2 protein-coding genes are annotated in these 1,768 nt (G+C 71.2%); both read right to left on the minus strand.

The annotated features are described in order from the left end of the window. Position 1: 1 nt before the first annotated feature. A complete protein-coding gene (locus tag L0H79_RS22085; RefSeq protein ID WP_301486928.1) occupies positions 2 to 754 on the minus strand; it encodes a DUF1365 domain-containing protein in 753 nt (250 codons plus the stop codon). Further along, on the minus strand, positions 751 to 1,768 hold a 1,018-nt coding region (locus L0H79_RS22090), incomplete at its 5' end, for an NAD(P)/FAD-dependent oxidoreductase (protein ID WP_301486930.1). The genes L0H79_RS22085 and L0H79_RS22090, both read right to left, overlap by 4 nt.

The raw sequence follows: 1,768 nt of genomic DNA on the forward strand, positions 1-1,768 counted from the left end.
GTCATCGCAGGACCTCCTTGGGATGGCGAGGGCGGGGCAGGATGGGCAGGCGGCGCAGCCAGAGCCGGATCCCGTGGATGCGGATCAGGACGGTGACGCGCTGGGTCATCAGCAGATGGGTGGTGGCGACCCGCAACAGACTCCGGCGGGTCGCCGGCTCCGGGACACCACGGGTCGTTGCGGTCAGCACGCGGATGCCATCGCGGTCGAGCCCGACCGTGATACTGACCAAGTCGGGGGCCAGACGCAGGCGCACCGCGTAGCGGCCCGAGGCATCGTTGAAGGGCGAGACGTAGAAGGTCTTGTCCATGCCGGCCCGGCCCGACTCGTCGATGTCGAGCAGGTAGGCGTGCCGCTGCCCGTAGGTGTTGTGCACCTCGAAGACGACAGCCCGCGAGCCCCTCTCGGGGGTGAGGCACCAGAAGACTGTCAGCGGGTCGAAGACGTGCCCGAGGACCCGGGCGTTGGCGAGCATGAGGACCCGGTCGTCCGGCTCGAGCACGACACCGTGGTGGTTGAGGAAGCGTTGCAGGTCGCCGCGGATGCCGCCGCCGAGCCGCCCGGAGTCGAGGTGGTCGCCGGCGTCGAAACCGGCCAGTGGTCGCATCCACCACGGCAGCACCGGTAGGTGATCGAGGTCGACGAGCCACTGGTAGGCGCGGTGCGTGAACGCGTGCCGGATCGGCACTCGACGGGTGTGGCTGACCTCGCCCACGACGAGCGCGGGCACGAGGGGCGGGGTGAGGGCGCTCACCAGAGAACCCCGAACTTGCGTGCCGCGGCAGCCCCGGAGCGGCAGCCGTCCTCGTGGAAACCCCAGCCGAGATGCGCCCCCGCGAAGGCGAGCCGGTCACCGCCGGCATCTCGCAGCCGTCGTGCGGCCGCGACCGCGCGCGTGGTGAAGACGGGGTGGGTGTAGGTCATCCGGGCGGTCACGGTGGCCGGGTCGATCCGATCGTTGGCGCCGAGCGTGACGACGTGGTCGCGCTCGTCGGCCAGACCCTGCAACCGGTTCATCCAGTAGCTCACCACGACCCGGTCCGAGCCGCCCCGACAGGACGAGACCCGATAGTTCCACGACGCCCGGGCGCGCGCCGCGTCGGGCAGCAGGGACGAGTCGTGGTGCAGGCACGTCTCGTTGCGCGAGTACGTGATCGCGGCCAGGTCGGCCTTCTCCACGGGGGTGGCGTCGGCGAGCAGCTCCAGGGCCTGGTCCGCGTGGGTCGCGACGACGACCCGGTCATAGCGGGTACTCCCGTGCGCGGTCCGCACGTCGACGCCATCCTCGTGCCGCTCGACCGCGGTCACCGGGTCGGCGGTGCGCGCATCGGGCAGGCGCTCGACCAGGCGGTCGACGTACGTCCGGGACCCACCGAGCACGGTGCGCCAGGTCGGGCTGCCGGTGACCCGCAGCATCCCGTGGTGCTCGAGGAACCGGAACAGGTGACGCGCCGGGTAGGCCGCAGCGTCCTCAGTGGAGCAGGACCACACGCAGGCAACGAGCGGGATCGCGAAGTGCTGCACGAAGTAGTCGGGGTAGCCACCCTGATCGAGGAACTCCGCCCAGCTGGGGTCATCGTCATCGCGGCGTTCGAGTAGCCGCCGCGCGTCCCGGTGGAAGCGAGGGACCTGACGCAGCAGAGCCCAGAACCGCGGGTCCCGCAGCAGGCCGGGCTGAGCCACGATCCCGCCCAGGCCCCGGCCGCCGGCATAGGAGAGCCCGCACTGCTCGCAGGTGATGCTCATGCTCATCTCGGCGGGGCGGGTC

The organism is Intrasporangium sp., from assembly GCF_030452765.1.
In the GTDB taxonomy this organism is placed as follows: domain Bacteria; phylum Actinomycetota; class Actinomycetes; order Actinomycetales; family Dermatophilaceae; genus Intrasporangium_A.